The organism is Enterococcus mediterraneensis, from assembly GCF_900604485.1.
GTDB classification, from domain to species: domain Bacteria; phylum Bacillota; class Bacilli; order Lactobacillales; family Enterococcaceae; genus Enterococcus_C; species Enterococcus_C mediterraneensis.
Map to the genome: position 1 here is coordinate 1,693,915 of NZ_UWOP01000001.1, position 24,188 is coordinate 1,718,102.

Here is a 24,188-nt window from a genome sequence, read left to right on the forward strand (position 1 = left end):
ACAAATTTAGTATTGAAAAGAATTGAAAAATATATAAAAAAGAGTGCTCCCGATAGTTTGCAGACGAAGGAGAACACTCGATAATGAATAAAGTTCTAAGAAAACTTTATTTGACTACATTTTAACATACTTTAAAGATAGGGAGAAAGTATATGAGTGATGAACAAAAGATTCAAAGAAATTACTATGCTATCATCCCCGCTAATGTTAGATATGACCGAGACTTAATTACAAGTTCAAAGCTTTTGTATGGTGAAATCACTGCTTTATGCAATGAAAAAGGATTTTGCTGGGCGAAAACACAGTATTTTCAAGATTTATACGGCGTTAGTAGGGTATCTATTCAAAAATGGCTTAAATCTTTAGAAGCAAATGGCTACATTTCGAGAGAAGTTATATATAAAGACAATTCGAAGGAGGTAGATAAAAGAGTTATAAGAATTGTTAACACCCCTGACAAAGAAAAGTTAGCTACCCCGCTAACAAAAGTTAACACCCCTAGCAAAGAAAAGTTAACAGAGAATAATACATCTAATAATACAATTAATGAAGAAGAGGATATTAATATAAAAGAAATTTACACTAAGGTTAGTGTTCTTTATGAAGAAAATAATGACGATGGTCGAAAATTATTACAAGTGTATCACTATTTGAAAAACGCTAATGTATATATAGATGATATCAGAAAAATCATTGAATTTTTATATGAAAATACTCAGTATCTTAACGCTCAATGCATTATAACACAACATAAAGCATGTGTTTTTCAAGCGAAAACAGACGAAGGACTATTCGATTACGCAAAATTTTTTCTAAATGGACTTCAAATTAGATATAAAAATCAGCTTTTAGAAAATATAGAGACTACAGATCAATTCAATAAAGCATTCGGAATTAAAGAGTTACCTAAAATCCCTATGCATAATTGGTTAGAAGGAGAAAAAACATGATTAAAAATCGTCTAATAGATCAGATTTGGTGTCTTGATCAAAACACTGATACTCTCGAACTAATCGAGAGTATCTGCTTCAACACAGTAGTTCTCGATTTAAGAGCTGAAAATGACAATTGTGTACTCATGTCATAATTAATCAAAAAATAGATCAGCAGCTCTCTGAGAGTCTTAGAAAATGGGCTGAAGGGGAAAAACTATGAAAGCAATTAAAGAAAAAATCGTTAGTAGAAAAATAAACTGGTTAGCACTCAGTGTACTTGTTTTAATGATTAGCGTTGTTTTTACAAGTAATATTGTTGAAGCTAGCATTTTCAATTGGTTTGATGACACAAAAAGTCAAACAGAGTTTTTGAATAATTCTCTTTATAGACCTTACCTGAAAAAACACAATGGAGATTTCCTTAGTCAGTTTGGGTTTTGGCTTGGATGGGCTGTGGTAAAAGGTATGTTTACTGTGACTGATTCGATTCAAAATATGATTCCAGATGTGCTAGATTTGTTCAATTTTATTGAAAGTACAGGGCTAAATAACGTTTATCAATCAGTCATGAATACAATTGTCGTTGGATTAATGATCCTTTCATTGATGTTTGTTGGCTACAAGATGATTACTGGAAAAGGAACAATAGATTTAAAATCTGTTGCAATGAATATAGTGATGTCTGTAGCATTAATTCTTTTAATGCCAACGATGATTTCTAGCGGTATTCAATTTTCCAAAATATTTTACAATGATGCTACTACGATTACAAATTCAGATGACGGAGTCGCTTGGTCATTGATAAAACAAGGAGTAACAGATTTGGCATATATTAATAAAACAGATCAGTACTCAAGCATTGATAAAACGGAGGATCGGAATAAGTTAACACGAAAAAATTTTCAACAGACGGATCTCACACAAGTGTTGACGGATAAAGTGATTGATAAATTGGAAAAAGAAAATCCAGCTGCGGATAATCTTCGCTATGAATTAATTGAAAATTCTAATAATGAATTTGTTGCCACAAAGTTTTCTGATAACTTTTTATCAACATTTTCTGATAGCTTGAAATCAGGCTATTATCGCTATCAAGCAAATCTTTGGGGAATTTCGATTGGGTTGACAGCGTTGGCAATCGCATACGTGTTTAGCGCGTTTGTCATTATTACAGCAATACTAGAACTTGCATTTAAACGTGTGTTAGGTGTTCTTGTTTTTGCAACAGATATTGAGACAGGACAGCGTTCAAAAGTTGTTCTATCAGATATTCTACAATGTTACTTAACTGTTGGATTTCAAGGATTTGGACTATCCATGTTTGCTATGTTTATCAATTTTCTGAACTCAGGACAAGGTATCTCAACAAATATTTTTATAAAAACAATTGCTTATATCTGTGCCGTGTTCGTTCTAATAAAGGGTAGTGGAACAGTCATGCGTTACTTTGGCGTGGATATTGGTTTAAAAGAAGGCTATGGCCAGCTTGCTTCAGCATTTGGCATGGGCGCTATGCTGTTTAGAAAAGGATCAAATGGATTTAATCGAGCGAAAGGAAGTGGAAACGGAAATGGATCATACAGCAGGGAAGGAGAAGATCGAAAACCTGAAAAGAATTTCGGCGAAAGTTTATCAAAAAAGCTGGCAAAACTGGAAGATTTTTGGGATATGCCCATGAACGTGGAATATCAGCTTTAGCTTCAGATGGAGCTACAATGGCTAGTGAAAGAGCAACAAAACCATTTAAGAGTATGCGTAATATGGCTAATGATACCAAGAATAAGTTCAAAGAAGGTTTAGATGATGGTACCGTGTCCGCTATTAATAAAAATAGCAAACCTATGTTAGCTAAAAACAAAGAAGATGAAACTGGAAAATATGCTGATTCCATGCCAACACGTCTTTCGGATAGAAAAGATGGTGCTAAGGTTGAAAATGCCGATAGAATTATGTCTAGTTCTGAACGTATGCGTGAAGCAATGAAAAATAATGCTGAATCGAATAATAATCCTGTAAGTGCGATTCAGCAAAAAGTCCAACAAGATATTGAAGAACGTAAAAATGCTATGCACGGTCAAGCTAAGTCTGCTGAAGAATTAATTAATCAGAAGCGTCAGGAAGCGAAATACACGCCTGAAGCAATGAATCGTGAGGAAATGTTAAGGAAACGTGTAGAAGGGCGTACAGGCGCTAATATGGACGAAAAAGAAGCGTTGACCAAAGAAATAATCCAAGAAGCTAAAAATTCAAATACAGGATTAGAAAAATTAGTCAAAGAAAATCTACAAAATTCTACAAGTAGTCAAGGTGGCCGATCAGTAGATGTTCGAGAAAATATTCAAGGTTCATTGAATGGTCATGTCGGACGGAATGTTGATGTAAGAGAGAATTTACAAAGTTCTTCAAATGGTCAAGGTACTAAGACAATTGATGTTCGAGAAAATCTGCAAAGTAGCAGTACAAGTCAACCAAAAACAGTAGATGTCCGAGAAAATGTACAAAGTTCTACAAGTAGTCAAGGGTTCAAAACAGTAGATGTTCGGGAGAACGTTCAAAAAGATAGTGGAGAAATGAAAGAAAAAACACAAAAAATCAATATCGTTGAAGAAAGAAAGTCAGCGAAAAAATTTGATTCAAATCATGAAACAGTGATTATTGATAGTGAAATCCGTGAAAATGATAAGGGATCAAAACCAAGACGAAGATTCACTTATGAAGATAACGAGTTGTTCAGAGATACATTTAATGATCCTAATCCACTTTTCGATAGTCTATTAAAAAAATAAAGAGGTGATTGTCATGCAATTAATTCTGCAGATTAGTACGCATGATTTCTTAGAGCTTGACGAATTATGTGAATCAGTAAAGAACGCAACAAATGAAAAAATCACGGTCACTAATTATATTGAACTGATGATTCAAGAAGAATTGAAGATAAAACATGAGATAAAAAACAACCTGAAATATTGTTATCTAGAAAAAAGTTAAGAGAAAATCCATGAATTAAATGTTTTTTGAAAATTGTATTTGACATGGATTTATGATAAAGAATTATTGGGGATTAAGCTGTTATTCTCTTCCACTTCAGTGAAAGAATGGGTAAAAGAGTTAGAATATGTAGAGCAATATTGACAACATATAAAGGAGCTATTGTTTAAAATTGGAGTAACAAAAAAATAAAGAGAGGTTTACATCTGTCAGATTAAAAGTGATAGTATGCCCCATGAAACTTGCAAAAGAGTTGAACCGATATACACTAGGTTCAACTCTTTTTATTTGTAAATTGAAAAAATATCACCGAAGTGACGAATGAAACTGTGACCAAAGTAAACAAGAAAATAAATATTGTAAATAAAATAAAGTAGTATAAAAAGATATTGATGAAGCCAATCAAAATTTAGAATTTCAAACGCTAGATAATCAAATAGATAAAAAAATGAAATCAGTTCTATGCGTACGACTAATAAAAATAATAAATTTTCAATAGAAGAAAATGGAAATGAAATCAAGTAATTATGAAAAAAAACAAAGCACTTAGAGAAGTCTGCAAGCAAATTTGAGTAATCGAGATCCATTTTTTTTAAGGAAGTTTAGCAAAAATATGTAATTCTATTGTCACTATTAAAGAGAAAGTTGGAGCGGAATATAAAGAAAAGAGAAAAGCAATTAAACTCAAAAAAATGTAGAACTTAAAAAATATAAAGAGGAACAACCGTTAAAATTAGGAATGATGTAGTGTAAACATTATAATTGCTATGATATAAATGAAGTGTTAAAGAAAACAAATTTAAACCAATTTTGTGAATAGAAAAGAGAGTGGCAAGCTTTATCTTGCCACTCTTTTTTTGTGTGTAAAAGCCTTAGTCACTATGACCAAAATTACGGACGAAACTATGACCAAAAGTAGGTACTATATTATGACCGAAAATAGGTCCAAAATGGATTTTTTTGTGATATCAAAAAAATATGAAGTGATTTTGAAAGAAAACCAGTTGGCACAGCCAACTTAGCCACCTTCCTGTAGGAAGGTGCTATCAGTTTTCCCTTATGCTCTTTTCTTTCTTTTTTGTTTTATATGTCAAATACCATTTTGAAATGTACCATCTTAAGAAATTTATCCTTGAAAACAATTGCGTTATTGGATAAAAAGATGCTACATTATCTTAAAAAAGGAATCAAATATAATGAATTTAGTGGCCAGCATATCGCGTGATTAAGATACTTTATAGTGTAAGTTGAAGGAGAAAAAATGTTTAAAATATACTTCCCATTTCAGCGGGAAATAAAGGAATCTTGTTGTTTCTACTAGTAATGTATCTTTTTGGAAACTATGTAACGATGTAAGCAAGATTTTTTTCAGAAGAAAAAACGATAAAAGTTGTGATAAAAGATTAAAAAATAGGAGAAAATCTATCAAGCGTATAGTATGAAACGCACATTTAAAAAATATTCGACTAACTAAAAAAGTTTACAAAGCATGGTCGTGTATTACAAGTAATCTATGCACTGAAAAATGATAGAGAAAATCTGATACGTCCGCAACAATGAACGATTGAAAATGAAAGTGAGGAAATTGGGAGAATGTCTGATGAAAATAAAGTTGTTCCGCTTGAAACACTAGTGATAAATAAGGAAGAGTTTGAGCAACTTTTTCTTGATTTTTTTGTTCAATATGACAGGATTTATGATTTTAGTTCGTCACTAGATTTATTTGAATTAGAAGCAGAAATAATAGAAAACAGCCAAGAGGAAGATGGTAACATTATCATTTCAGTAGAAAAGTTCCTTGAATTGTTTTCGGAAATATTTGAAATAGATACAGACTATTATCAACCACAAGAAGTTTTTCGAGAGTTTAGAAATCAGATTATTCGCTCAGGTAAGACTGTAAACTGAAAAACAATAAAAGAAACGTTGAAAGAATGATTATTCCTTCAACGTTTCTTTTTTAGAATGTTTTAATGACCATATCAGCTTCAATTTCAGGTTTAGGTAATTCATGGAAGCTTGTGTTTATAGTGCTTAGTTGATCAACTAACCATGTTTTCCTTTTTGAATTGTAGACAAATCTAAAATTAATATCATTGTTCTCGTGTTGAAGAGGTTTCTCCAAATAAGCTGGTGAATATTCATAGTCAACGTAACCTGCTAATACAAAAGAGAGCAATCCATTATTTAGTGTCAGATTTAACGGATGGTCGTAAGCTTTAATTTTTTTTAACGTCATATTGTACATATCTTCAGCCATAAAAGTTGAGTTCATGATTTCATCTTGGGTTTCATTAAAAAAGTTATCCGAATAATCGCTTATTTTTAAAAAGTCTTTATTGGCACCAGCCTCAAAAAATTGTTCAACTTTTTCAGTATAAAGTTGTGCTAATGCTCCTTTTTCAATAGTTACTTTAATGTTCTCGTGCCAATCAATTTCTGTGCTGTTCAGTATGGGAAGATCGGCCTTGAGTTTTATATCCTCTTGATTTCTTTCAATTTCAATTGGCAAAATCTTTTCAGTAGGTTCAGTTTCTGATAAAGGGACATCTAGTTTTTTATCATGATAATAAGCTTCAAATCCATCTGGAACCGGAAAAAAATGTATAGGGTAATTCTTTTCTGAGGTTGTTGTACTAGTTTCCGTACTTGTAGAATTTGTGTCAGAAGTGGTACACCCGCTTATAGTTCCGATGAGTAAAGCGCAGGTTAGAATGATTGCAAATTTTTTCAAAGAAATTCCTCCTTAAAATTGAATATGGACTAATACTAGTCCCATTGTAGCATACCAAATCTTTAACATTAATAAGAAAAAGGACTAATTTTAGTCCAAAAGGTGTGCTATTCTTGAAAGAGGAAAAAATTATTGATAGAGAAAATGTAATCGGTAGCAATATTAGACGATTCCGAGTAGAAAAAGGAATCGGTCAAACCGAGCTAGTTAGAGACCTACAGCTTAGAAAAATCGCTATAACTAGGGAAACATTGGTTAAGATTGAAAGCGGCCGCCAACACATTAAGTTGGATCAATTGAGAGCTATTAGGGATGTTCTACAGGTGTCTTATGAAGACTTGCTTCAATAACTACTTGTAGTCTTTAGTATAAGAAGCTATTTTTACACCCTTATGTATCACAAAGAAATACTGGTATAATAATGAATGGGATATGTAACGATAGGGTATACTATATTCTCAACAGGTTATACTGAGAATCCAATTAAACGAAATCATTTGAAAGTATACAAAACGTTGTTGGATAAAGCATATGAATTTGTATTTTCAGAACACTTTAGATTCTTAGAAAACTATGATTTACCTAGTTCACTGGATGTTGGTATTGAACTATATGATGGAGTAGAAAAGAAAAATCTAAAGTTAAATTTATCAAAAGATTATAGCAAAAATAGTCCAGTGTTAAGAGAGCTAGAAATGCAATGAATCCAATGATAATTTATCTTAATGTAAATTGCTTAACTCTAATTGTTTCTCGTGATTATGATTTTGCTACTGATGTATATGTTGAAGAAAATAAAGGCTTGAAGTTAGAGCTTACTGGATATAATTTGTCGCAGCAATTGATACTATTAGTGGGGCGGTAAACTCTTTAGCAACCACATACTTCTGAATATAACTTTCAATCAATATCTGTAGGTGAAGATAATGTTGGACAATTGTAAGAGTCTTGTTATCGTTTAAGAAATTGAAGGAGGAATCTTGCTAATTGATGAAGTAGACGCAGGTCTTTTTCCAGCTGCACAAATTGAATTTTTTTATGTCTTAACCCAATTTTTTTAAGACTAGGGTATTCAGGTGATAATGACCCAATACTCTCCAACGATGATTAAAAAAGTTTTTATCCAAAGAGATATTAAAAACTATAAATAAACTATTTAACGAATACTTTTGGTAAAATTCAAGTGATGACAGATTAAAGCTGGATATATATGCAGATATGTATGTAAGGACAAAAAGTTGATGAAGATTTAATACTGCAAAAAATAAATATTTCAGGAGGTGTATTTTTTGCCAACAACCAACTCCCTTTTGAGGTATCTGGCAGGAAAAAGTCAATTGTATAAATTTGAAAAAAACAATAGACAAGAGTATTGGAGAATATGAAATTTATATCGAGATATCGAGCATTTTGCAGAGGGAGCCGGGGTGGCCCATTCAGCTATTAATTCAAAAGAATGTGAAAATGACTGCAATTAATAATTTAGATAAATCTATGCGTTCTTTATGGTATTCAATATTAAATTATCCCAACAAATTTATCAATCTGATTAACAAAACCATTGTAAACATTGAAGAATGGCCAAGACAGAAAGAAATTTGTAAAAAAGAGTTTAATCATCCTTTTTCTCTAGAGGAAGGGTTTGCGACCTTCTTCCTAAATATAACGAACGTAAGTGGTATTACTAGCGGTGGACAGATAGAGGGGACAAAACAAGAAAGTAAGTACAAGGTAGGTTGTTGCTTTAATAAGCAATCTTTAATAAAAAAATAAGGGATATTTCTTTACTAAAAGATTCAATTAACTAATATGGATGTTGAATCTTATACAGATGGTATTTCATTTAATTATCCAAAAGAGAAAATGTTCATTTTTTTGAGCCTCCATATTTTAATCAATGTAAAAAAATCTTTATTTGAATTTATTGATAAAGATAAGCATAGCATTAGGGATTATTACTTATGACAATCCAGATGAAATTTATTGAGATTTACAAAGAATTTCGCTAAAAATATAAGTATATGCTTAGATATTCTGTTAATAATAAGCGTAAAGAAAAAGCTTGGGAATATCGTTTTACTAGTTAAATTACAAAAATTGATAATTTTGCTAATGTAGAACCTTTGAAACTAATTGATAAGTAGCTTTTTACCAAAAGCACACCACGTAACTTGAATACGATTGAAAACTAATCATTAAAATTTATTATTAGCAAAGTGATTAATCCTATTCAAAAAGCACCTAGCTTCAATTATCGTCAATGAACTTAACTTCATAGCTGAAGAAAAATCTGAATAAAGAAACGATGGCTGAACCCTTGATAGATAAGGGTTCAGCTCTTTTTAGGAACTTATGTCATAGCCACTTTTTTACATAAATCAGCTAATTAGAGAACAAATTTTGTAATTTGAGATGATGAACTTCTAAAAGACGTTGATACAGATCAGTTTCAAAATCGCTGTAATGACAAAAATCAAGGACTGTATACTTAGAAGAATCAAGACCAGCAGGAATCAGTAGAGGTGAACCAAAGATGAAAAAGTCATATTCTTCAGTGATGGGAAGTGTGAGTAGCTCGATATCTACAAAGGGGATTTTCTTTCCTAAATTCAAGATTTCTTCGGAAATCAGATGTTCAGATACGTTAACAAACCCAACTTTCAATTTATAGTTTTCATCGATTTCTGAATAATACGGATAAAGTAAACTGGTTTGTAGAAAGGCTAATTCACTTACGCATGATTTCAGCCATGTATAGTTTTTTCGTTGTGCGATTTTTTTCCAAAAACCTTCGATTTTGATTGTCAAGATACGTAAAAGTGGGTATTTATCTTTAATATAAGAAGAGATAAATAGTGTGGTCAAAGGAATTTTTTGCTTGAACATGCTAAAATTACCAATTGATAGATAGAGATTCAAAAGCAAAGCTGGCTCTTTTTCAAACTGGAGTGTACCAATAAATGTCTGACAATGCTTCTGAAATTCCTCTAAGATATCTTTGACCTCATTGCTCGGTTGTTCATACGAATGATGAACGATCGGCACACGAATGTCTTGATTAGAGGTAAGAAGCGGCCAGTAATAGAATAAGTAAAACAAAGAGTTTACCTCTAAGATATCTAAACGAAGATTCGCAATTTTGAAGAAGTCGTAAAAAAAGTCAATGTTTGTTTCGCTTGGAATAAAGGAATCTCTTGATAATCTATAGATATCCGTAAAATGATTATTTTCGATCCTCAGCAAACAAATCAGGCAATGGAGGCTGGCTTGTTTTTTTCCTAAATCAAACTTATTCTTGTGTTGCGATCCTTCGTGCTTATAAATCAATGCACGAACTTCTTGGCTGTAAGGAATGCTATCCAGGCTTTCCCCTAATGAAACAAACCAAAAGAAATTGAAAAAGATGATGCGAATCAGCATTTCAGAACCAGATAAGGTAAGATTCGATAAATTCAAGTTGATATTGTATTCCTTCAAATATTCAGCCAATTTTTTTGTTTGCCGAAAACACGTTGAGCGGCTGATAAATTGGCGATTGCAAAAAGCTGCAAGATTTTCATCTTGTTCGGTCAGAAGACTGATCAATAATTTATAAGGAACACTTTCTGTTGATAGGTAATTTTGGTATTGGATATATTGAACAAGTTGTTCAGGAATGGATAACTTATTTTTATTATGTAACAGTTTAATATCAGTAAATTGTTCTAAATCATCTTGTATATCACATAGGATTTTTTTGAAACGAGTCGCACTGAAATAGAAATCTAAGTTTTCTCGTACATGATCTAAACTATATTCCCCCGGCCGTAAGGTCATCACCTTTCCATACACGCTTAATTTCATTCTCGCATGGTCATCTAAAAAAATTTTTTCAATCAATTCTTCACCTTCTTTTTATGTTTTTATTATTAATACCGTATTTATTTTTTCTTGTAAATACTTGTCTCGATTTTCTAAAAAAACTATACAGGATTTAGAAATATTTTTTTTTAATTTATCTCAAAATTACCACTTAATGAGTATATTTTTTGAGAGAAAAGAATAAATAACCTATTTTCAATAACTAATTATTAGATATATTTATTAATCTATCTCAAGTTTAATTTCCTTTAAAATAACTCTGATTGAATAGTTAGAGCCAAAAGAGAAGAGAACTAGAAAGATTAGTGAATTTTTTCTTTTTTTTATATTATCTAATTGAATATTAAATTTTTTCTAAGGAGGTATCCATAAATGAAGAAGCGAAATTATTTTATCGTTTTCTGTCTATTTTCTCTATTTTTCGTCACCTATTTCCATTTCCAAAAAGGGGAGACTGTGGCAGCCAATGAAGAATCAACCATAGAAGTATTAAATAATGAATACGGCAAAGTAAGTATTAGGAAAATAGATCATCAGCTAACGATCTTGTATCGATTAAATGCGCAAACGCAAGAAACCCGATTTTTATTCCAGCTACATTCAAAAGATGCACCTGAAACGAATCTGCTTTCCTCTTATGTTTCTCAGGAATATCAAGAATACACAGATGAACAACAACGAAAATGGCTAGCAGGTTATTTTTCTCAAACTATTGAAGAAAAAGAATGGACCATTGAGTTGCCGAGTACGAGCAAAGAATTTCAACTCAATATTCAGATAGAAGAAAAAACGGGTCAGTTACTTTTATCCGAACCTGTTTCCTTTTCATTTTCTATAGATAATAAGAATCAGGAAACTGCACAAACAAATGAAAAAACGTCTGAAACATCAACTTCTTATGAAAATCATGAGATATCGGATGATTCATCGTTAGATAAAGACGAATATCGTCCGTTTGAACAACCACAATTATTTAATGCACAGTTGAAACCTAAGGGGTTAGCTACGATTGAACCAGAATATACCACAGATGAGCAAGGAACATACCCTAAGGCAATGTGGCAACCGGATAATAGTCAATATGTGCGTAATCATCAGGGCAATCGCCAAGGACAACAGCAATGGGACGGGCTGAATGGGTGGGATGGCAATCCAACCAATCGCAACAATTCTTATATTGAATATGGTGGGGAAAAAGAGGATGCCGATTATGCCATCCGAAAATTTGCCAAAGAGACAGCGACTCCTGGATTGTTTGACTTGTATCTGAATGTTCGAGGAAATACTCAAAAAAATATCACTCCTCTTGATCTCGTATTGGTCGTAGACTGGTCTGGAAGTATGAACGACAATAATCGGATCGGTGAAGTAAAGATTGGTGTCGATCGTTTTGTCGATACTTTAGCAGATAGCGGTATCACAGACAAAATCAATATGGGATATGTCGGCTACTCAAGCGAAGGATATAGCTACAGTAACGGTGCAGTACAGATGGGTTCATTTGATTCAGTGAAAAATCAAGTAAAATCCATTACACCTTCATGGACAAATGGCGGTACTTTTACACAAAAAGGACTAAGAGATGCAGGAGACATGCTATCCGTTCCAAATGGACATAAAAAAGTGATCGTTTTGCTGACGGATGGTGTACCAACATTTTCCTATAAAGTACAGCGGGTACACGCACAATCAAGCAGCAATTATTACGGAACTCAGTTTTCTAATACGCAAGATCAGCCGGGAAATACTTCTCGAATTGCAAGAAGCTATGATGCACCTGACCAAAACAATCTATCCAGAAGAATCGACAGTACGTTTATCGCAACCATCGGAGAAGCGATGGCACTCAAAGAACGAGGAATCGAAATACATGGTCTTGGCATCCAACTTCAAAGCGATCCGGCAGCTGGTCTCTCAAAAGCAGAAGTAGAGTCTCGTATGCGACAAATGGTTTCATCAGATGAAAAAGGCGATCTTTACTATGAATCAGCTGATCATGCAACAGATATCTCTGAATACCTAGCCAAAAAAGCTGTACAGATCTCAGCAACTGTAAGTAATGGACAAATAAATGATCCAATCGCAGAACCATTTATTTATCAACCTGGTACACTTTCAGTCAAAAGCGTGGGAACAAACCCTACAACAGTTACTCCAACTATTTCTATAGACGGAAATACAATCAAGAGCAATCAGATTTATTTAGGAAAAGACCAAGAAATCCAAATTCATTACCAAGTGAGGATCCAGACAGAAAATGAGGACTTCCACCCGAATTTCTGGTATCAAATGAACGGTAGGACGACTTTCCAACCAAGTATTGACACTGACGAATTAGCTGAATTCGGTATACCATCTGCTAAAGCTCCCGGAGTCAATCTTCACATCAAAAAATTATGGGAAGAATTTGACAATAATCCAGCTAATCGTCCAGATCAAGTCACTTTTGAAATCCAACGGAACCATACAACAGATGCTGCAGCTTGGAAAAACGGATATATCCGCATCACTAAACCAGCTAAAGATACTACAAATTCGTGGGAACGTGCAGACGTCGACAAACTCTCTGCAAATAGTGGAGAAAGTTATCAAGAGATACTATCACTGCCTCAATATAATAATCAAGGTCAAGCATTCAGTTACCAAACAATCAAAGAACTACCTGTACCAGGATATGATTCTCAACAAATAGATGCACTGACATGGAAGAATACTAAACAATTCACACCGTTAGACTTAAAAATAACGAAAAATTCCTCTACAGGAGAAAAGGATCTCATTGGCGCTGTTTTCAAATTAACAGGAGATTCTATTGATACTTTACTAACTGATAATGGTGATGGGACCTATTCTCTTCCGGAAAATGTCAAATTGCAAAAAGAAATGACTTATACACTGACAGAAACAAAAGCTCCAGAAGGTCATGAATTAAGCAAGAAGACTACTTGGGAAATCAAGATTGCTTCTGAGGGTACGGTAACCATTGATGGAAAAACAGTCACTACTTCCGATGATACGATCCAGTTGGCCATTGAAAATCCTTTTGTTGAAATTCCTATAGCAGTACGTAAGTATGCGATGCAAGGGACGGACAAAGAGATAAATCTTAAAGGAGCAGCATTTTCCCTACAGAAAAAAGAAGCAAATGGTACTTATCAGCCAATGGACAGCCAAACAACGAATGAAAAAGGTCTTGCCAGTTTTGATTCACTCACACCTGGTAAATATCGAGTCGTTGAAACAGCTGGTCCTGCTGGATATGATACTTCGCCGGGAAATTATGAATTCCAAATCGATAAATATGGAAAAATCATTTACACGGGAAAAAATACCGAGATGACAAATAATGTATGGACGCTCACTCATCAAAATCGACTAAAAGCGTTTGATCTAACGGTACACAAAAAAGAAGACAACGGACAGACATTAAAAGGAGCAAAATTCAGACTGCAGGGACCAGAAATGGACTTAGAATTGCCAAAAGATGGACAAGAAACGGACACCTTTCTATTCGAAAATTTAAAACCTGGAACTTATAAGCTGACCGAAACCTTTACACCAGAAGGATACCAAGGACTAAAAGATCCAGTTACTATCATCATAAAAGAAGATGGGTCGATTCAAGTGGGTGGACAAGAGTATGAGTCTGTTCTTTCCCCAGGAGCCAAAAACAACCAGATTTCTTTAGACATCACGAATCAGGCAAAAGTACCATTACCTGAAACGGGAGGAATTGGCCGCTTAGGAATCTATCTAGTAGGGATGATTGGTTGTGCGTTTTCTATTTGGTATCTTTTTTTGAAAAAAGAAAGAGGGGGCTGCTAAATATGAAAAAACTTGGTTGGCTTAGTATGTGTCTCTTCTTGTTACTATTTAAACCAGCTTTTACTCAGGCAGCAACAGAAACAGAAACAGAAATGGTTCAGATTACTTTACACAAATTGCTTTTCCCAAACGGGCAACTGCCGAAAAATCATCCAAATGACGGACAAGAAAAAGCGTTATTACAAACGTATCGAGGATTAAATGGTGTCACATTCCAAGTTTATGATGTCACAGATTCTTTTTACCATCTACGGGAAAAGGGCAAAACGGTAGAAGAAGCACAAACAGAGATCGCAAAAAACGGTGCGTCTTCCGGTACGTTTACCGCAGAAGCAACAACTACAACTCTTAACAACGAAGATGGTATCGCTTCTTTTTCTCTGGCCGCTAAAGATCAAGAAAAAAGAGATAAAGCGTATCTTTTCATTGAATCCAAAGCACCAGAAGTCGTCAAAGAAAAGGCAGAGAATATGGTAGTTGTTCTTCCTGTACATGGACAAAACAATCAAAAACTTTCAACTATCCATTTGTATCCTAAAAATGAAGAAAACGACTACCCTGATCCACCTTTTGAGAAGGTATTAGAAGAAACGAGGGATAATTTTACGATTGGTGACAAAGTCACTTATTCCTTGCACACGACGATCCCTATGAATATCTTAGACTATCAAAAATTCGTATTATCAGATAGTGCGGATGGAGCATTAACGTTTTTACCTAATAGTTTAACGATTTCATCGAATGGAGAAAAGCTGACAGAAGGCTTTGTCATACACAAAAAACCTCACGGATTTGATGTTTTATTTTCGATCCCTTCGTTGGAAAAATATGCTGGAAAAAAACTGACCATTTCTTATCAGATGCAGCTAAGCAGTACAGCACAGGCGAACAAGGAAATCAACAACAACGGAACACTGGATTTTGGTTTTGGTATCAGTACAAAGAAAGTCTCTGTATATACAGGGAGTAAGCAATTTGTCAAAATCGAGACAAATAAACCAGATAAACGATTAGCTGGCGCAGTATTCCTTATTAAAAACAAAGCAGGAAATTACCTCCAGCAAACAGCCAACGGATACAAGTGGACAAAGAACGAATCAGATGCGCTTCACCTGATTTCCGATAAAAATGGCGCTTTTTCAATTTCCGGGTTGAAAACAGGAAGTTATCGATTAAAAGAGATCGAAGCACCTTCTGGTTATATTTTAAGTGAAACAGAAATTCCGTTTACCATTTCAACTTTTCTTTCTGAGGAGAAAGAGGCGGACAGTATATTGAAAGTAGTCAATAAAAAAGAAAATAGCCGTCCATTTCTTCCAAAAACAAACGAAACGAAAAATACACTTTTAGGCGTTGTTGGTATGGTATTCGCAAGCTTTGCAATCTGGTTGTTTATCAAAAAAAGAACAGGAGTGAAAAAATGAAAAATCATAAAAAAATAAACGTTATGTTAGGAGTACTTTTCCTTATTTTACCATTACTCACAAACAGCTTCGGCGCAAAAAAAGTGTTTGCAGAGGAGACAGCAGCTCAAGTCATTCTCCATAAAAAGAAAATGACTGATTTACCCGATCCTTTGATTCAAAACAGTGGGAAAGAAATGAGTGAATTCGATCAATACCAAGGATTAGCCGATATTTCATTTTCAGTTTATAACGTCACTCAAGAATTTTATGCGCAACGAGATAAAGGAGCGTCCGTGGATGCAGCAAAACAAGCAGTCCAGTCTTTGACTCCTGGTACACCAGTTGCTTCAGGAACGACAGATGCTGATGGAAATGTCACTTTATCTTTACCTAAAAAACAAAATGGGAAAGATGCAGTCTACACGATCAAAGAAGAACCAAAAGACGGAGTGTCAGCTGCCGCAAACATGGTTTTAGCTTTCCCTGTATATGAGATGATCAAACAAGCAGATGGCTCTTATAAATACGGAACAGAAGAACTAGATACTATCCATCTCTACCCTAAAAATACAGTCGGTAATGATGGAACGTTGAAAGTTACAAAAATCGGTACTGCCGAAAACGAAGCACTAAATGGAGCAGAATTTATTATTTCTAAAGAAGAAGGAACACCAAGCGTCAAAAAATACATCCAAAGTGTCACAGATGGATTGTACACTTGGACAACTGATCAAACCAAAGCCAAACATTTCATTACTGGTCATTCTTATGACATCGGCAACAATGACTTTGCCGAGGCATCTATTGAAAAAGGCCAGTTGATCGTTAATCATTTAGAAGTTGGAAAATATAATTTAGAAGAAGTAAAAGCTCCTGATAATGCGGAAATGATTGAAAAGCAAACAATCACGCCTTTTGAGATCCTGGCAAATAGCCAAACACCAGTAGAAAAGACCATCAAAAATGATACGTCTAAAGTTGATAAAACAACACCTCAATTGAATGGAAAAGATGTCGCAATCGGTGAAAAAATTCAATATGAGATTTCTGTCAATATCCCATTAGGTATCGCTGATAAAGAAGGAACGCAAAACAAGTACACAACATTCAAACTTATCGATACTCATGACGCTGCTTTAACATTTGATAATGATTCTTCAGGAACGTATGTTTATGCCTTATATGATGGAAATAAAGAAATCGACCCAGTAAATTATTCTGTCACTGAGCAAACAAACGGATTCACGGTTTCAGTTGATCCGAATTATATTCCTTCATTAACTCCTGGCGGTACATTGAAATTCGTTTACTATATGCATTTGAACGAAAAAGCAGATCCAACCAAAGGATTTTCTAACCAAGCAAATGTCGATAACGGGCATACAAATGATCAAACACCACCGTCAGTCGATGTCGTTACTGGGGGCAAACGATTTGTTAAAGTAGATGGTGACGTTACATCAGATCAAACACTTGCTGGAGCAGAATTCGTCGTTCGTGATCAAGATAGTGACACAGCGAAATATTTATCGATCGACCCATCCACAAAAGCCGTCAGCTGGGTATCGGCGAAAGAATCAGCAACGGTTTTTACAACCACAAGTAACGGTTTAATCGATGTGACAGGTCTAAAATATGGCACGTACTATCTGGAAGAAACGAAAGCGCCAGAAAAATATGTTCCATTAACAAACCGTGTAGCATTTACTATCGATGAACAATCTTATGTAACAGCAGGACAGTTGATTTCTCCTGAAAAAATACCAAATAAACACAAAGGTACACTTCCTTCAACAGGCGGTAAGGGAATCTATGTGTATATCGGTGCAGGAGTAGTCCTTCTATTGATTGCTGGACTGTACTTTGCTAGACGCAAGCACAGTCAGATTTAGTCTTTTTGCAAGAATTGGAAAAAGGAGCAGCGGATTACGCAAATGCTCCTTTTTCTTTTATTATCAAACAGTCATCACAAGGAGAACACAAATGAAACCAAAGAAAAGGAAACTTCTAGATCTGCTGATGATTCTTCTGCTTCTGTCAGGGATAGGCGTCTTGGCTTATCCATTCGTTAGCGATGCGCTGAATAACTACCTGGATCAGCAAATCATCTCTCATTATCAGCAACAAGCAGTAAAAGAAAATGAAGCAGTCATGGCCAAAATCCAAAAAGACATGACAAAGAAAAACCAGCAATTAGCAAAAAAAGGAGGAAATCCCGGTGTCGATCCCTTTACTAAGAAAAAGGAACCAGTGAAAACGGACAAAACCTATTTTGAAAAACATACGATCGGTATTTTGACGATCCCCAAAATCAATGTCAACTTACCGATTTTTGATCAAACAACGATGAAACTATTGGAAAAAGGAGCTTGTCTGCTCGAGGGAACCTCATACCCTATTGGAGGCAAATCGACACATGCGGTACTTTCTAGCCATAGAGGCTTGTCGCAAGCAAAATTGTTTACAAATTTACCTCAATTAAAAATAAAAGATCACTTTTATATTGAAATTAACGGACAGTATCTTGCGTATCAAGTCGATCAAATCAAAACCGTAGAACCCACAGAAACAGAAGCGCTGCAAATCCAAGAAGATCAAGATCTAGTCACACTGGTTACTTGTACTCCGTATATGATCAACAGTCACCGTTTACTGGTGCGTGGACACAGAATCGTTGTTGAACCAGAAGAAATAAAGGAATCCTTAGAAAAAGTGAAACAGGCAAAGTGTACTGCATTTTTACTTGTAAGCGGTTTGATCGGTGTGCTCTTGTTGCTATTTTTAGTGATCCTAATAAAATTTTTAAAAAAGTAAGTATATAGTTTACGTAAACAGAATATCTTTTGTGTATAGTGGAATCTCACGAATGAAACGGAGTGTAATAAGATGGAGATAGAATTTAGACGAAAGCACGAATTCATCAATTAAGTATTAAATACAGTTACACATGGAATCGCAGCGTTATTAAATTTGCTTTTCTTCTACATTATTTCATAGTCTAATTTTTATAAAGGTAAAGAAAGTTTTCCAAGTATTCGATCATTGTTCGATCTATCTATCTCTTGATCACTGGTACGTATACACATTTTTGTCTCTTAATAGTACATGGAAAACGACTGATTTGATCTTGCTTAGTGTCATTTGAATACTATCAATAATTGGGAGTGTTTACAAATCTTTGACGTTAACAAAAAATAAATAAGGTGTCGAAAGTTTCAATGATCATTTACAATGTGATGTTCAATCATCGTTGTCTTATCTAATCTCTATCAAAATATTAATTTAACTGAATCACTAATCTTAGTTGATGGAAGTAGCGCTGATGTTTTTAACTATCTATGTAAGTAATTGAGCGCTAAGAAATACGAATAAATTGGAGATGTGACATAAGTTAGTTACACTCTATAAAAAATAAGGAGCACTCGAAAATGGCTTATTTTTTCGAGTGCTCCTTATTTTTTATATTTATCTTCAATGTTTCCAGTATCTATTTTTGTCAATCCCATTGCGCTTAAATCATATTCTCTTGGACGACTAAATATAGGGAGAATTGATCTGAAGAGTTACACATGCTTCTTTTTTAGCGACTTATGTCACCGTTTCTTCTTTTTATAATATCTTGATGATAAAATCAACTTTATTTTCAGATTTAGATAATTCTTGCAAATATCTATTGTACTTAATCGATCAACTATCCATAATGGAATGGCAACACTTTTTTTGACAAAAATTATAAGGTGTTGTGAATGCTGCGGTGTTATGGCTCCGATTGCCCTTGACAATGAGCATCCTCGGATCTGATTTTCTCCGGCAGAAGCACAATCATTCAATTAGGCTGCCTCTCCAGAGGTATCAGATCCGCGCTCATTATCAAGGATTCGCTTCGCCAATCTCTGTTGTCGAATTTGGATCGGTGTTTCATACGCCAACGTGCCATGTAAGCGTAGATAGTTCCACCAATGCACATAATCAAACAATTCTAGACGTAGCTGTGCCAGTGTCTCAAATTGGTATTGATGCACGAATTCTACTTTGACAGATTTATAGGTTGATTCCGCAACGGAATTATCATACGGACAACCCTTCCTACTCAATGAACGAGTAATTCCAAAACCATTCAGAATCTCATGAATGGTTTGGTTATCAAATTCCTTTCCCCGGTCTGTATGAAAAAGCTTGACGTCTGTTAAAGAATACGGTATCCGTCCAAAGGCTTCTTTTACCAATGAGGCATCTTTCTTCTCACCACAGGAATAACCAATAATTTCTCGATTAAACAAATCAAGTATTAAGCAGATATAATGCCACTTTTTCCCCACGCGAACATAAGTAAGATCCGTAACGATGGCTTCCAATGGCTGTTCTTGTGTAAAGGTCCGATCTAATACATTCGCTGTTTTCGCTTCATTACAAGCTGTTCGTTGCCCTTTAAAATGAGCGATCGTATAGGTAGATGTCAATCCGCGGCGTTTCATGATTCGACCGATTCGGCGCCGACTGAGTTGAAGCCCACGCTTTGCTAAACACTTCTTCAATTTTCGGGTACCGTAAGCCTTTCGGTTTCGAATAAACTCTTCCTGAACGATCTCTTCTAAGTCGGACTCATTTTCGATCGGTTTCGCTTGATAATAGTAGGTTTGACGAGAAATATTTAGAATTTTGCACATCACTGATATGGAATATTTATGCTTGTTGGCATCAATTACTTGTCTTTTCGTCCGAATATCAGCGCCGCCTGCTTTAAAATATCATTCTCCATTTCGAGTTGCTTATTTTTCTTTCTTAGTGCGATCAATTCTGCTTGTTCTGGTGTTAAGTTGTCTCTTTCTTTGAATGAGCCCGTTGATTGTGCTTGCTTCATCCATTTATCGAAAGAAGAAGGCGTAAGCTCATACTCTCGAATAATTTCTGCGCGAGGCTTACCAGCGAGATAGAGATCGACGATTTGTTGTTTGAATTCTTTTGAATAGGTTCTTCGTTGACGTCTTGACATGAAAAATCCTCCAGTGTGTTTTTTATTATTCTACACACCTTATTTTTTCTGTCTAGTCTAGTGTAGCCGATTCATAACTTTATCTTTGAGTCGTAAATAAACATAAGATTATTGATATGGAAGAAATTCAAAAAGATATGAAACTAATCAGATAGGTAAGAAATATCTTAAGTTGTAATAAAGAGATACAATAACCCTTAATCAACAATTACTAAAGAGCTTAAAAAAATACGTGAATCATTTAGAAAAAAATCAATTATCTTCAATTATAGTAAATGAACTTAACTTCATAGCTGAAACAGAATAACTTGAATCCTCAAATAACTTCTCTACCTGCTGTTTTGGTTACGATATTGGCTACGTTCCCGATGATAATATCTGCTGCTATATACTGTCAGTCTATAGTAATTTGTTAAATGAAATATCTATACAAAGCTTATTCCTTTACTCTGATTCCCAAAAGAGTCATTGGAAGGGTCAGTGGGGTAATAAAATTTTTCTAGCCAGAAACGCCGACATTTAGCGTTTCTGGCTTTTTACTTTTCAAAAAATTCAGAGCTCCCAACCTCTCTTGAAAAGAAAACTTGATGCAGAAATGCAGAATCTTTCCCACAATCCCGCTCCCTACAATTTTTACATAAACACATATCCAACCCGACTTCTCCTTACAAAAACCTTTCAATACTGTTACCACAGTTTAGGTCTTAAGCCCGATTAGTTAAGATTTATATTTGTTAGTATAGTTATATATTCGAAAGGAGAGAGTTATGAAAACAATTGTAAAAGTAGTATTGTCAGTAGGGATTTTTATTTTGCTTCTATGTGGGGGTGCGTTGTTGTACACCAAGAATTCATCGGGAGAAGTGGCTGCCCTTTTTGATCAATTAAATCCGCTAATTCCAGAAAGTGAAGTCTATGTCAAAACACAGGCACCTGAATCAGTCAATGAACATGGTACAGCAATGTATAAACAAACAGCTGCATCTTCTGATGGTACGACAAGAACGATAGAATTTACTGGGATGCAGGAACTGAAAAAAGGCCATTACCTAAAATTGACCAATAAAGGCGCTCATGTTGAGACATACGAAGAGGTTCCTGAAAAAGATGTTCCACAAAAGGCACTAGAAAAAATCAAGTAACGTATATCGGTCAAGATTAAAAAACTGTGAAGGATCAATAAATCCTATATAGTGAACTTCTTGACAGTTACAAATCTTATATAACCATTTCTCAAATAAAAATGAAATCCCAAGTCAGAAATACTTTTAAACAGTATTTCTGGCTTTTTATTTTTAGAAAGAGAATTTATGTGATGAGGTGTTTGCAATTGATATTCCAACAAAATCAAATGATTCTTGAAAAGGCTATTTGATTGCTCAAGAGTACAATATTGGTTTTTTCTCTAATAAAAACACCTAAAAACGTACCAAAATGCTAAAAAAGATTGTCAGTGATTTTAGAAAGAGCTATCATTGGCTATAAGATAACTAATTTAGGGAGTTGGTAGCATGAGCGAGTATAAATATATCTTATCGCTATATCAGAAGCATCAGCAGTATAAAGGAAGATTGGCGTTGGTGTCTTTCGCATTGATCGTGGGTGTCAGTATTTTTGTGTGGTTGGATCTTATACGGATTAATCCATTTATTCTCTACGTTCTTGCCATGGCAGTGGCGCTTTATTACGCAGTTCGTTCACGTGTTGAAAGCAGAAATTACGATAAACTGATCAAATTTTTACAAGAACATGATCCTGAAACGTTGAAAAACAAAGAACTTGTCTTTTTCATCGACTATCAGTTGAGACATTATTTTGATCATGAGTCAGATGAACTGATCAAAATGCTGAATGATGCAGAAGACTGGAACGATGAAAAAGCGGCTGCTGATTTGCAAAGGATCACCACAGAGATAAAGAACTATCATGATTATTTATTGGATAGTCAATCATTGGAACAAGAGATGGAGATTTCTTTGAGTTGGTATAAAAAATCAATTGAACAGCGTAAGCAAGACTTAGTGTAGGCGGAGAGTGAAAAAGATGAAATTGAGACGGGAATTGTTAGGGATTATTTTAGCCTTTTCTGCAACAGGGATCGTAGCGACAACGACGAATGCGCAAGCGTATCAAACGACTTATGAGCAGCAGAACAAGCAGGAAGTAAAAATAAAAAAATTATTAGATTCTGAATTCATTTCAGAAGCAGATCAAAAACAGTTAAAGCAAGAAATGGCAACGATCGACAAAGCGGAGAAGAGTGCTACACGACGTACTCTTAGAGCCAAGATCGACCAGGAAAAGAAATACATAGCAGCGGCGCAGAAAAACATTGTTGCAAACGAGGCGCAAGCGGCACAGGATGAATTGGCACAACTGACGAATGATTTAAAAGTGATTGAAACAAAAAGTCAGGAAGCATTTATTTTAGATGATGATGTTCAACAAGTCGAAGAGCTGAAAGAAGAATTAACAGCACTAACTTCATCAAAAAAAGTTCAGCCGATTCGAGAGCTGGCGACAGAGGTAGACGAGTTAGCAACGGAAATGGAAGATAATCAGTCACAATTGATTGCTTTATCGAAAGATCTGAAAAAGCTGAATCAAACCTCAGAAGAACTGACTAAAAAAGATTATCTGACTTCAGAAGATAAGAAATTACTGGAAAAAGATCAAAAAGAAAACGCCAAGTATTTCGATGACGCTGTTGAACTTGCAGCTATTGAAAGTCGGAAAAGCGATTCACAAGATTTAGTAGACCTTCTGCAAAGTAAACAGGAAGAAAGCGAAAAAGACTTCAAAGAAAATAAAAAAGATGCAACAAAAATCATCCAATCAACTAAAACGCTGCTTTCTTCAGGAAATCTAACTTCAGAAGAAAAAGATGAATTAAACAAAGCCAGCAAAACATTGAATGCTTCTCTTGCCCTAAAAGATTATGAGCCGGGCGATTTAGCTGCTGACTATCAAGCTTTGCAAGAAAAATACGACGATTATTCCGATAACAGCAAACAACGGATCGCAGAAGCAAAGAAAAAAGCAGAGCAAGCAGAAAAAGCCGCGGCAGAAAAGGCAGCCGAGGCAGCAAAACAACAAGCCTCACAAGCCAATAATTCTTCTACAGCGGGCAAACCAACACTTTCAGGAGGCTGGTATCAAGCACCAGACGGATATAAATTCTTGAAAGTTTCGAGCGGTAAAACTTATGGACAAGTCAAAAATCCTAATAATTTCAGTCTGATCACAGTGGCAGAAGCCGCAAACTATAGTCCAGGACATGGGAATGGTTCTGCGAAGCAGTGATGGGGAATTCAGATTTACAGTTCATATTGATTATATCATTTTGAGGAAACGCCACAGCGTTTCCTCTTTTTTCACAAAACTCTAGGACTGACAGAAAATCCCCATCAGTCCTAGAACTCACAAACTTCTTTTGATTCTTTCAA

16 protein-coding genes and 2 pseudogenes are annotated in these 24,188 nt (G+C 34.8%); 15 read left to right on the forward strand and 3 right to left on the reverse strand.

All coding sequences use genetic code 11. From position 1 onward, the window contains the following. Positions 1-152: 152 nt before the first annotated feature. From EFB00_RS08285 to EFB00_RS08325, 5 genes and pseudogenes are all read left to right on the forward strand, one after another. On the forward strand, positions 153-950 hold the full coding sequence (locus EFB00_RS08285; RefSeq protein WP_122646375.1) for a helix-turn-helix domain-containing protein: 798 nt from the start codon (positions 153-155) through the stop codon (positions 948-950). Then, positions 947-1,165: pseudogene (locus EFB00_RS13630) on the forward strand (hypothetical protein). Before EFB00_RS08285 ends, EFB00_RS13630 begins: the two are co-directional and overlap by 4 nt. Next, positions 1,152-3,721 (forward strand): annotated as a pseudogene (locus tag EFB00_RS08295) (pLS20_p028 family conjugation system transmembrane protein). The pseudogenes EFB00_RS13630 and EFB00_RS08295 overlap by 14 nt, the downstream one beginning before the upstream one ends. A gap of 13 nt (positions 3,722-3,734) precedes the next feature. Further along, on the forward strand, positions 3,735-3,923 hold the full coding sequence (locus EFB00_RS08300) for a hypothetical protein (protein WP_010733556.1): 189 nt from the start codon (positions 3,735-3,737) through the stop codon (positions 3,921-3,923). 1,593 nt (positions 3,924-5,516) lie between these two features. Continuing rightward, entirely contained in the window at positions 5,517-5,831 is a 315-nt protein-coding gene (locus EFB00_RS08325; RefSeq protein ID WP_002313378.1) for a hypothetical protein, read from the forward strand. Positions 5,832-5,883: 52 nt separating this feature from the next. Here EFB00_RS08325 and EFB00_RS08330 read toward each other — a convergent pair whose 3' ends face one another. Then, a complete protein-coding gene (locus EFB00_RS08330; RefSeq protein WP_122646376.1) occupies positions 5,884-6,657 on the reverse strand; it encodes a hypothetical protein in 774 nt (257 codons plus the stop codon). A gap of 104 nt (positions 6,658-6,761) precedes the next feature. On the opposite strand from EFB00_RS08330, the gene EFB00_RS08335 reads away from it, so the two are divergent. The 3 genes from EFB00_RS08335 to EFB00_RS08345 all read left to right on the forward strand — a co-directional run bounded on the left by EFB00_RS08335 (position 6,762) and on the right by EFB00_RS08345 (position 8,430). Continuing rightward, positions 6,762-7,007 (forward strand): helix-turn-helix domain-containing protein, encoded by a 246-nt coding sequence (locus EFB00_RS08335; protein WP_002313380.1) that lies wholly within the window; start codon positions 6,762-6,764, stop codon positions 7,005-7,007. 75 nt (positions 7,008-7,082) lie between these two features. Continuing rightward, entirely contained in the window at positions 7,083-7,361 is a 279-nt protein-coding gene (locus tag EFB00_RS08340; protein ID WP_002314576.1) for a hypothetical protein, read from the forward strand. A 760-nt stretch (positions 7,362-8,121) separates the two neighbouring features. Further along, on the forward strand, positions 8,122-8,430 hold the full coding sequence (locus EFB00_RS08345; RefSeq protein ID WP_002314578.1) for a hypothetical protein: 309 nt from the start codon (positions 8,122-8,124) through the stop codon (positions 8,428-8,430). Positions 8,431-9,039: 609 nt separating this feature from the next. Here the strand turns inward: EFB00_RS08345 and EFB00_RS08350 are convergent. Next, entirely contained in the window at positions 9,040-10,536 is a 1,497-nt protein-coding gene (locus tag EFB00_RS08350) for a helix-turn-helix domain-containing protein (RefSeq protein ID WP_122646377.1), read from the reverse strand. A 354-nt stretch (positions 10,537-10,890) separates the two neighbouring features. Here EFB00_RS08350 and EFB00_RS08355 point away from each other — a divergent pair, with 354 nt between their 5' ends. The 4 genes from EFB00_RS08355 to EFB00_RS08370 all read left to right on the forward strand — a co-directional run bounded on the left by EFB00_RS08355 (position 10,891) and on the right by EFB00_RS08370 (position 18,563). After that, positions 10,891-14,343: a SpaA isopeptide-forming pilin-related protein gene (locus tag EFB00_RS08355; protein ID WP_122646378.1), complete on the forward strand. Its 3,453-nt coding sequence runs from the start codon at positions 10,891-10,893 to the stop codon at positions 14,341-14,343. A 2-nt stretch (positions 14,344-14,345) separates the two neighbouring features. Further along, complete coding sequence (locus EFB00_RS08360; protein WP_086309871.1) at positions 14,346-15,767, forward strand: SpaH/EbpB family LPXTG-anchored major pilin; 1,422 nt, start codon at positions 14,346-14,348, stop codon at positions 15,765-15,767. After that, positions 15,764-17,641, forward strand: coding sequence for a SpaH/EbpB family LPXTG-anchored major pilin (locus tag EFB00_RS08365; RefSeq protein WP_002306734.1), 1,878 nt, complete (start codon positions 15,764-15,766; stop codon positions 17,639-17,641). The genes EFB00_RS08360 and EFB00_RS08365 overlap by 4 nt, the downstream gene beginning before the upstream one ends. Before the next feature lie 91 nt (positions 17,642-17,732). Next, positions 17,733-18,563 carry a class C sortase gene (locus EFB00_RS08370; RefSeq protein WP_122646379.1) on the forward strand — a complete coding sequence of 277 codons (831 nt, stop codon included), beginning with the start codon at positions 17,733-17,735 and terminating at the stop codon, positions 18,561-18,563. 1,016 nt (positions 18,564-19,579) lie between these two features. Here EFB00_RS08370 and EFB00_RS08385 read toward each other — a convergent pair. After that, positions 19,580-20,742, reverse strand: a protein-coding gene (locus EFB00_RS08385) for an IS3 family transposase (protein WP_122646380.1) whose coding sequence is annotated in 2 segments (ribosomal slippage) — positions 19,580-20,466 and positions 20,466-20,742 — 1,164 coding nt in all. Because the reading frame shifts where the segments join, the coding sequence is not laid out codon by codon here. A gap of 767 nt (positions 20,743-21,509) precedes the next feature. On the opposite strand from EFB00_RS08385, the gene EFB00_RS08390 reads away from it, so the two are divergent. From EFB00_RS08390 to EFB00_RS08400, 3 genes are all read left to right on the forward strand, one after another. Beyond that, positions 21,510-21,884 (forward strand): YxeA family protein, encoded by a 375-nt coding sequence (locus EFB00_RS08390; protein WP_122646381.1) that lies wholly within the window; start codon positions 21,510-21,512, stop codon positions 21,882-21,884. A 369-nt stretch (positions 21,885-22,253) separates the two neighbouring features. After that, positions 22,254-22,769, forward strand: coding sequence for a hypothetical protein (locus tag EFB00_RS08395; RefSeq protein WP_122646382.1), 516 nt, complete (start codon positions 22,254-22,256; stop codon positions 22,767-22,769). A gap of 16 nt (positions 22,770-22,785) precedes the next feature. Then, positions 22,786-24,045, forward strand: coding sequence for a coiled-coil domain-containing protein (locus EFB00_RS08400; protein ID WP_122646383.1), 1,260 nt, complete (start codon positions 22,786-22,788; stop codon positions 24,043-24,045). Positions 24,046-24,188: the final 143 nt, after the last annotated feature.